The sequence below is a fragment of the Metabacillus sp. 22489 genome (assembly GCF_052044855.1).
GTDB lineage: Bacteria > Bacillota > Bacilli > Bacillales > Bacillaceae > Metabacillus > Metabacillus niabensis.
In genome coordinates, this window is record NZ_JBQENT010000042.1 from 37726 (window position 1) to 47073 (window position 9348).

The window sequence follows — 9348 nt, forward strand, 5'->3', positions numbered from 1 at the left end:
GACAGCCCCGCAAACTTTGATATTATGGTAAATCTGTCGTTAATCGGTGCTTGCCACAATGAATGCAAGTAAATAAATGACCAACTATATATGTATTCAACGCTTTTTTAAACTCTTCCTGCTCGAGATTATAATCTGATGCTTCTTTCATTAAATCATCATGAAGTTCTTTTTCAAGATGGCTAATTTCATCCCAATTAACTGATCCAACATATGCACAAAAATCTTCACAATGTTCTAGCCATGATATTTCCTGCCATGACAATATCGAAGGAGTTCTTAAATGAAGTTCCTCAACTTTATGAGCATCCTCAAAGGAGGTTGGGGATTGATTATTAAATTCAACATCATGCTCCTCCCCTGCTTTCCCTGATGCAATACAATGAACACAAATTTCTTCTAAGTCACTTTCACCATAAAAGCCTTCATGAAAGAAGGAACTCTCTCGGTTGCACACCTCACATATATCTTTATAGTATGAGATACTCCCACTTTCATATACATTAGGATGATATTTAAAATAAGGCAGCTTGTGAATAAGCTTAAACTCTCCTACGATCGATTCAAGGTCAAGAAGGCTTATTGATACTTTTTCCTTTTCTGTTTCCTGATAGATTGTAAATTTCGTCGTCATGTCATCCAAAAGCTTAATGATTTTCCTCATGTTCAGCATTTTGTCGTATTCGTAATCTAATGCAGTATAAACCTCTGTACTTTTACTTACCGCTTTTCTAAACGGTTGGAAATCTTCTTTCGGAATGAACTTACTTACTTCAGAAAAGAATGATCCTTTCTGTTGATTAGCCAATTCTGCAAGATTAATTTCTAATGTTAACGTATAAGACATCACGAATCTTCCTTCATATTAAATATTCATTTTCTTCTTATAAAACTCTCAAACTAGCAAAAACAGCTAATCACCTTTGGCGTTCTCGTCTTGAAAAAGACTCACATCAACGACACCGCTTTCCTCTAACTCCTCGTCAAAGATAATAAAACCATACCCTGATTCACAGCTATCGCTTTTAATTTTCGCCACAGCAATTAACATATCTCGCTTTTTATACCTTTTGTAAGCCTCAAATGGTAAGATATCCTCTCCACTATCATCAAAAGCAATATAATCGAAGGTAAAATCAATTTTCACTTCAATTTCCTTTGGTTTTGGATAAACTTCTATAATTTTCGATACACTCATTTTTACCTCCTATAAATAGAGACTCTGTACAGGAGCTATTCATCTATTGGTTATTTCAAGTAGCCTCACACATTCAATTCAATAAGCTTTAGCATAGCCAGCCATTATTTAAAGCATTGCAGAACAGAGCCTTTCCCTTCCTCAACTTCAATCTCGGCATATGCACCATTTATAAACGTCATTTGTGGAGGAACATGACCACAATCAATATCATAAACAATCGGAATGTTCAGCTCAGCAGAAAGCTCATGATAAACATCTTGGGTCGTATAATCATTTACAGAAGGATTCGCACTGCTTCGGCCAAACATAATACCTGTGCATTGCTCAAACCAGCCAGCTAGCTTCATTTGCACGAGTGACCGCCGCAAGTCTGTAGTGGACAGGTCACAATTCTCAAAAAACCAAACGATCGGCTCTTCATTTATATATTCGTTTCTAAATTTTTTCACATCACCAAATGGCGTGCCGATTAAATGTCTTATTATATCGATACATCCACCAAGTAAACGGCCTTGTATCATCACCTTTTCGTTAGAAACAGCTTTCCAATAAGTTTGTTCTGTTAAATGGAACACACACGGAGATGGATTTTGATGATCCCATTCCTTTTGGAAGTTAGCCGAGGAATGCTGAAGGACAGCTTCACCTGTCTTCGTCGATAATACTGTCTGCCACATTGCAGTCGTATCATCTGAATATTCTCCTCTTAAATCAACGAGATTTGTTCCGTGAGCAGTAGCAGTTCCAGTTTTTAAGGTAATTGCTAATAACAGCGCACTTGTATCTGAATAACCTAATAACCACTTATTTTTTATATGTTTAAAATCAATATATTCAAGGGTTTCAATAAGCAATTCTCCACCCCATGGAGGAATTATAAGATGAATCGCATCATCACGCATCATTTCATTAAACTCAGCTGCACGTACTTGAGCAGGAGCGGATTTCGCCTTTTTTTGCGTCCAAACCGTTTCACCGCAAACGACCTGAAATCCTTTTTCCTTCATACGATGACATGATTGTTTAAACATATCATGTAGCACAGGCTCTACCCCTGATGACGGTGCTGTAACTCCTATCGTTGCATGTTTTTCTAAAAATGGATAGTTAATCATCTGAATCCCACCAATTTTTTACATCATTTTACCAAATGGAGTGTAGTTGAACAATGAATTATTTCGGAAAAGTAACTTTGCTTGTTTTGTAGACACTATGAATATTTAATTTGAGATATTTTAGAATCTCTGTTCCTAAAAACAAAGAGCACCTATCCGTGTTCAACTCAGCGATAGATGCCCTCCAAAAAAAATTAACTTTAATTCCTTGAACTAGATAAAATAGTAGGAGCTTTAGGAATAGCCCATGTTTTCACAAAGGAAGATGCTTTTACTATCTTTACATCTCAAAAACTATTAAACAGTTTCATCACTTACCACTCATTAATACTGAACTTCAATTCCCGCCTTTTCAAACGGCTCTAACACTTTGGGGTCACACATTGAAATATAATCAACTGTTTTTAAACTTTTCAGATTTTGAAATCCTTCAACAGATACGACATCAAACAGATCATCCTCCCCATCCCAATCTGGCTTAACAATATGATAGATTTCATTCCCGCCATCAAAGCAAAGGGAGTCTATCTTATCCAAATCAGTTGAATCCAAATGAAGCGTTTCTAAATATTCCTTTATTTCAGCAATTGGGCCAGCCCCAGAATACCATTCAAAATCATCTTCGTACTTATTAATTAATGCTGTTAGCTCCTCATGAAAAATCGGTTCCTTATCTAATAAAGCATCAATCACAATCAATTTAAAATTAAAATCCTCAAACATTCCACTTCTGTCCATTTTTCTTCCTCCATTTTTATAAATTTACATCTCATGTTGCACTGGCTTTTCTTCATATTTTTTAAATAAATGAATGTATAGGATGATACTGACGAAGGAGAACAGCAAAATGATACTGAAAACTCCAATAGGTGGTACCCAGCTTGATAGGAACACCATGAATGGTGCGAGAAACTTCCCGATCGTATTTTGCAGACTATCAGCGCCCATGTACTGGCCTCTTGCGTGTTCAGGTGCATAGCGGCTAATAAAGCTCTGTGTCACTGGAGAGCGCACAATTTCACCGAACGTAAAGATAATGGTTACGAAAAATAAGTACCAAATATTCGAGTTTAATCCGACAAAAAATGTACCGAAACCGGCCAAAAGCGATGAAAGGATGAATACATCACGTTCCTTCCAGCGTCTAAACCATTTCGTTACCGGCAGAATAAACAATACGAACAAAAGGCCGTTAAACCCGACTAGCCAGCCAAAAATATCTGTACTTGATAGCAAGAAGGAACCATTCTCCCAAGCAAAAATTTGTTGCGCTGGTACATGGTTGATAATATAGATCGGTAAATAGAGATCAAGCTGCATAATCGGAATAAGGGCAAAAATCCCCGCCAAAATATAAATCAAGAATACTTTATCCCGGAAAATAATTCCATACCCTTTCCATTGCTCCTTAAATACACTGCTTATTTTCGAGTTTTTCTCTCTCGTTTGTGCCGCTGTTTCATGAACGATGAAATAAATCGTGATAAAGTAAAGAATTAATACAACTGCACAGGTCCATAACAGTTCTTGCCGATATTGAAAGAAAAAAATCGCTCCAAGGGCTGGACCGAGTACGGCACCAATGTTATTAGCTGTTGCAAACGTTGCGAATACCTCGCGAAGATTTTCGGCAGGAATCAAATCAGCTACCATCGCGGAACTTGCGGGCCGATAGATCGCTCCCCCAAATCCGATGCCAATGAATGCGATGTAATCAATCCAAGGGGATGGTGACACTGCAAACAAGATAAACATCACCGCCTGAAGCAAAGCCCCTAAAAGCATGACAGGTCGCCGACCAAATTGATCAGTTAACCCTCCTCCGAGCAGACTTCCAATCGCGCTAAAAATCGGTGGGACTGTCATCAAGATGCCCGCAATGCTATTGCCTAGTTCATAACTAAAATACACCGTAATAAATGGAAAGTACATCCAAAAAAGCATATTGAACATACCCTCTCCGATTAAACGAACCTTCAAATTATTGTCCCATAATCGTATTTGCACAAAAATCCTCCTCATAACGAATATCGTACTTTCCAGTGGTGCACACACTAAGTTCTCGGCCGAGTACAAAAAATATTAAAGCATTTTCCTTAAAAGATATAGACTTATAATTATGAATTGTTTATACTAATAATATGAAAATCGAATATATACCCTTTTTATTTAATTGTCCTACAAACCGAACATTTGTTTCTATATAAAAAAGACGCTTCTACTAAGAGGCGTCTTTTTTGATGTATTGTTTTCGTTATGATGTTTAGCTTCCTATAGTTGCTGTATTCCCCATTGCAATCGAAAGTTCATACAGACCGCAACGTAACCTTTAAACCTATATTTAATTTAAACTATTAACTAAACATTTTTTTAGTACCTCTAATATTCCTTCAGAATAATGAGATATCGATACTTTATCATGCAAGCCTTTAGCTTCCTCAGTGGCATTTCCTAATAAATAGCCATGTTTTACTGTTTTTAACATTTCAACATCGTTACCACTATCCCCAAAAGCAAAAGTGTTATCGTAAGGAACTTGGTCGTATTTCATCATAAACTCTACGATTGCTTTTTTTCCAGTATGAAGAGGGATAAAATCAACATCAAATGCTCCTTCAGGATCTCCTGCTTTTGGGTTGCATCGGTTTATATTTATTCCTATCCCGTTCATTTTCGCTAAATGTCGAATAATTTTTAAATCATATTCGCTTTTCGTCACAGATTTTTCAAAATAGTAATAGTTGCATTTTGTACGTTTTTGGCCAAATTGCGTTTGCTCGACAAGCTCTATTTTATATTGATTATACAATTCTCTGACTAATTCATTTACGTTGTCGTTTGAGAAGGCAGCTTTCCTTAATCTCTTTTCCCATTCAACGTTAGTAACCAATTCTCCATTTTCATTAACGTTATATACTTCAGTACCTAAGTTACTTGCGATAAAATGGGGACTATACGACATATTTGCCCGCTCCATTTTTTGCATAATTTGATTGATGTCGCTTCCGGTTACCCAACCGATTTTTACATGATGCTTTTGTGCAAGGTTTTCTAGATATTGTTCCAATTCATAGACATGCTTTAACAAGTCATCTGTACAAGAATGCGGAAAATATGTTTCATCAAAATCAAAAAAGAGTAAATAGTTCACTTTATGAGAGCTTGAAAAAGGTTTTTTCAGCTTAATATTCATTATTCAACACCCCAATTTTTACTTTTTTAAACTATAATTGCTGGTATCGGTCCCAGGTCAATATAATTTTTTTCGAGGTGCAAAATGGTCACAATCTATGATATCGCTCGCCTAAGCGGTGTTTCTAAATCAACGGTTTCTCGGGTGATTTCCAATCATCCACATGTATCAGCTGAAACAAGAAGCAAAGTATTAAATATTATGCAACAGCATCAATATGTTCCGAATTCCCTTGCAAAACAATTACGGCAAAAGCAAACAAAGAGTATAGCTATACTCGTCCCTAATTTAAATCATCCTTATTTTAGTCAGCTAGTTAGTTATCTATCTGCTGCTTGTTATGCGAAAGGATTCAAAACTGTCGTACATCAAACCTTTTCAAGCAAACAGATAGAAATAGACGTATACACACAGCTGCAAAGAAATGAGTTTGATGCGATCATCTTAGCCTCCTCCTCTACATTATCTGAGGAGGAAGTCGCAGCGTATACAGAAAATAAGCTGTTCATTGCCTGTAATGAAGATTACAGTGGAAGATATTTTGATGTGTTTTGTTTAAATGAGGAAGAGGTAACAATGAAAGCAACAGCATACCTTCTCGATAAAGGCATTTCAAAGCTAGGCTTCTGTTCAGATCATATTGATTCTCCTTTACAGCAAGCGAGGTTAAAGGGGTTTATTTTAGCTCACGATAAAAAGGGCTTGAATTACAACAAAGACTTTCTTTTCAATCACATATCAACGATAGAGGATGGAATCAAACTAGGTGAAAAAATCTTTCATGAGCATCTAGAAATCGAAGGGATAATTGCTGGCAGTGACTTCGTTGCCGCTGGATTAATTAAATCGGCTGTTAATAAAAACATTCAAATTCCGCAGCATTTTTCAATTATTGGATTTGATAATCACCCGATATCACTTGTAACAAGCCCGCAAATTTCGACGATCAGCAACCGTATTCAGGAGATGTCTAATGACTTAGTCGATCACGTCATTAGGAAAATGAATGGTAGTAAACAAACTCCGATCAAAAAGATTTACAACGGAGAAGTGATCATTAGAGGGTCAAGTTAGTGGTTTATACTCTTCACTGAGAAAAAGAATGAAATAACGGCACAACTTTCACTATTTAGATTTTTAAAAAACGTGATGGATTAAATCCATTACGTTTTTTCCATTTAGTAATCCAGCTATAGTAGAATACCGTATACGTAATCTTAAAAGTTTTTCATAACGACAGGCTCATAGTTACTGTCCTCTTTTCAAATCCCATTTTTTCGTACAGTTTAATTGCCCGATTCTCAACAAAAGCACTTAGGCGAACTTCAGTGTATCCTTCCTGACTCAATTGGTTAATGGCTGTTCTCATTAACTGTTTAGAAAGACCCTTTCCTCTAAACTCATCTAAAACAAATAGTTCATAAATAAAACCATTTTCCTTATCAGTAAACTGGTCCTTACTAGCACCTAATAGTATCCACCCCATTAATCGATCATCTTCTACGGCTATTAAGTAATAGCAGCCTTTTTCAAGGAGGGGGATGACTAGTTGTTCAATCTTCTCATTTGTAGGTTTTATCTCTCCCAATGTACCATCATATATAGCTTCTGGTGAAAACAACAAAATCTGTTTAAGTTCCAAGTCACTAGGTTTTCTAATATCCATGAATGAAATCCTTTCCTTCCAAAATCCTTTTATTCAGTTTAGCATACTATCTTAATCGATTTCCTTTTGATATAGATTCCTGCCGCTTTATCCCTTTTGTATAAAAACTTATTATTAATCCATTCTAATAAATAGCTCTAAAGGACTTTGCTCCTCCATACTTTTCTCATTACCATGACTGTTATCAATGCTTTAACAGTCTTTTTAATTTAAGGCTGTTTTTTAAATATGATTGGTTTTTATAAAGATTAATTGTAGCGTAAGAAGAATATTTGTAAAAAGGTGTGCTTAAAATGGACTTTCCGACAATTCATACAAATTTTTGGGATGCTGTAATTGCTGTTCCAATTGTGATGATCATCACACAACTAATAAAACTCTTTCTAAAAGTAAAAAGAAAGTATGTCCCAACAATCGCCCTTATATTAGGATTAAGTATTTCAATCTTTATAAGTCATCGCCACGATTTGCTAGCAAGTGTTTTTATGGGATGGTTTTATGGCTATGCTGCTATCGGATCCTATGCTTCATTAAAAACGACCCTCATCTCATTTAGGAGCGAAAAAGAAAATAACATTCGAGGCTCATAGGAGTGATATAGATGAAACAGGATTCACATAAAAGATTGATCCTTGATTCAATTTTTATCGTCTTACAATCTGCCTGTATTATTGGACTTTTTATGATAAAAAATTTCGAATATATGCGAATTGCTTTGTCTGATCTTCTTTTTTGGGTCGTATATATGATTTTTGAATTTAAACAAAAATGGGTAATCCCTTTATATGTTCGCCTCGTTGTTATCTTAGCGATAATGAGCAATAGTTTTTTTGGTGAATTACTTAATTGGTATGTTACATCCACTTTTTATGACCGCGTTCAGCACGTATTTGGAACATATGCAATGACACTATGGGCATTTTATATTATTCAACAATTTGCAAAGGTAAAGATCACACAAAAAAGACTCGTCATTATTTTCTTTATCATCCTCTCAACAGCATTAGGTGCGTTTTATGAAATCATTGAATTTTCACAAGACATACTATTTAAACCAAAAATAAAAAATCAACCTAGCTTATTGGATACAGATTTCGATCTAATTGCCGATTTCATAGGAGGAATCATCGCATTATGTCATTATCTTTTTTCAAAAACCTTAAAAAGTTTTCTTATTAGAAATCAAGAAACCCACTCAAATGACTGTAAAAAATAAAGGAGCACATCCTTTTCATACAATTGCTTCCAAAGTAAATGCACTTTTCCCACAAAGTGACATAGTATAATTTTAGAAAAATCAATACGTCTATCCTTATAAAAAGCACTGGGTATTTTATTTGTCTTACATCCATATAAAATATAAAGGAAAAGCAGGAGAATACTTGAACTCTCCTGCTTTTTCGTTTTACTCAACCATTTTTATAGTTACATATCCAAGAAGAATGATTGACATTAACTTTCCAAATCAATGGATATAAAAATGAATATAGGTAAAAATACGATAAAACTATATTATTGACTATTCGTTTCATACATAGGGGGCATTACAAATGAAAGAAAAATGGAAAATGTATTTGCTGCTCATTATCCCTTGGTTATCTATATTTAAACTCGGTAGAAATACATTTTTTCGATTTATGCCAACGATTGTATTTAGTGATTTAGTGATAGCCTTGATAAGTGAGTTATCAAGAGAATATAACTGGTGGAAGGTAAAACATCCGATCTTCCCAAAGCTAGCAACAGATGTTTCATTTGTATTTGGTCCGTTTTCTGTCATTAACTTTTGGATTTTTAAATTAACATACAAAAAATTATGGTTATATCTTTTAACAAATATTTTTGCTGATTACTTATTTGCCTATCCATTAACAACGATAGCCGAAAAACTCGGCATATATAGAATGATTCGAATGAGCAGAAAGCAGCTTTTCATTTTAAGTGTTGCTGTTGCAATTTGTAATTATGTATATCAGCTCTTTATTGTTGAACCAATGAGAACAAAAAAATAAACTGCAAAATAGCCCTCTCTGGAGCTTACCCCTAAAAGTTAAAGTTTTTATTATGCAGCTGATTGGCTGGATTGAATTCGGTATTCAACCGGACTTAGTCCAGTCAATTTTTCTTTTGATCGTATATTGTTATACCAGTAAATATAATCTTCTATTTTTCT

At 35.1% G+C, this 9348-nt stretch carries 12 protein-coding genes; 4 read left to right on the forward strand and 8 right to left on the reverse strand.

Translation table 11 applies throughout. From position 1 onward, the window contains the following. Positions 1 to 22: 22 nt before the first annotated feature. The 6 genes from ACTJJ9_RS20300 to ACTJJ9_RS20325 form a co-directional block, all read right to left on the reverse strand. Positions 23 to 847: a CbrC family protein gene (locus ACTJJ9_RS20300; protein ID WP_145584649.1), complete on the reverse strand. Its 825-nt coding sequence runs from the start codon at positions 845 to 847 to the stop codon at positions 23 to 25. A gap of 66 nt (positions 848 to 913) precedes the next feature. Continuing rightward, positions 914 to 1198, reverse strand: coding sequence for a hypothetical protein (locus ACTJJ9_RS20305; RefSeq protein WP_145584651.1), 285 nt, complete (start codon positions 1196 to 1198; stop codon positions 914 to 916). A gap of 104 nt (positions 1199 to 1302) precedes the next feature. Next, entirely contained in the window at positions 1303 to 2316 is a 1014-nt protein-coding gene (locus ACTJJ9_RS20310; RefSeq protein WP_145584653.1) for a S66 family peptidase, read from the reverse strand. Positions 2317 to 2640: 324 nt separating this feature from the next. Further along, entirely contained in the window at positions 2641 to 3054 is a 414-nt protein-coding gene (locus tag ACTJJ9_RS20315; RefSeq protein ID WP_145584656.1) for a DUF6892 domain-containing protein, read from the reverse strand. A 24-nt stretch (positions 3055 to 3078) separates the two neighbouring features. Next, positions 3079 to 4323, reverse strand: coding sequence for an MDR family MFS transporter (locus ACTJJ9_RS20320; protein ID WP_186324311.1), 1245 nt, complete (start codon positions 4321 to 4323; stop codon positions 3079 to 3081). Between the two features lie 334 nt (positions 4324 to 4657). After that, complete coding sequence (locus ACTJJ9_RS20325) at positions 4658 to 5509, reverse strand: HAD-IIB family hydrolase (RefSeq protein ID WP_095299642.1); 852 nt, start codon at positions 5507 to 5509, stop codon at positions 4658 to 4660. Positions 5510 to 5593: 84 nt separating this feature from the next. On the opposite strand from ACTJJ9_RS20325, the gene ACTJJ9_RS20330 reads away from it, so the two are divergent. After that, on the forward strand, positions 5594 to 6583 hold the full coding sequence (locus ACTJJ9_RS20330) for a LacI family DNA-binding transcriptional regulator (RefSeq protein WP_440768846.1): 990 nt from the start codon (positions 5594 to 5596) through the stop codon (positions 6581 to 6583). 154 nt (positions 6584 to 6737) lie between these two features. Here ACTJJ9_RS20330 and ACTJJ9_RS20335 read toward each other — a convergent pair whose 3' ends face one another. Next, entirely contained in the window at positions 6738 to 7175 is a 438-nt protein-coding gene (locus tag ACTJJ9_RS20335) for a GNAT family N-acetyltransferase (RefSeq protein ID WP_145584662.1), read from the reverse strand. A gap of 293 nt (positions 7176 to 7468) precedes the next feature. Here ACTJJ9_RS20335 and ACTJJ9_RS20340 point away from each other — a divergent pair, with 293 nt between their 5' ends. The 3 genes from ACTJJ9_RS20340 (at position 7469) to ACTJJ9_RS20350 (ending at position 9187) form a co-directional block, all read left to right on the forward strand. Then, complete coding sequence (locus ACTJJ9_RS20340) at positions 7469 to 7765, forward strand: hypothetical protein (RefSeq protein ID WP_145584664.1); 297 nt, start codon at positions 7469 to 7471, stop codon at positions 7763 to 7765. Positions 7766 to 7776: 11 nt separating this feature from the next. Further along, positions 7777 to 8391, forward strand: coding sequence for a hypothetical protein (locus ACTJJ9_RS20345; RefSeq protein WP_145584666.1), 615 nt, complete (start codon positions 7777 to 7779; stop codon positions 8389 to 8391). 334 nt (positions 8392 to 8725) lie between these two features. Then, complete coding sequence (locus ACTJJ9_RS20350; RefSeq protein ID WP_145584668.1) at positions 8726 to 9187, forward strand: hypothetical protein; 462 nt, start codon at positions 8726 to 8728, stop codon at positions 9185 to 9187. A 50-nt stretch (positions 9188 to 9237) separates the two neighbouring features. On the opposite strand, the gene ACTJJ9_RS20355 is transcribed toward ACTJJ9_RS20350, so the two are convergent. Next, positions 9238 to 9348 (reverse strand): IS3 family transposase (locus tag ACTJJ9_RS20355; RefSeq protein WP_440768848.1); only part of this gene is annotated, 111 nt, incomplete at its 5' end.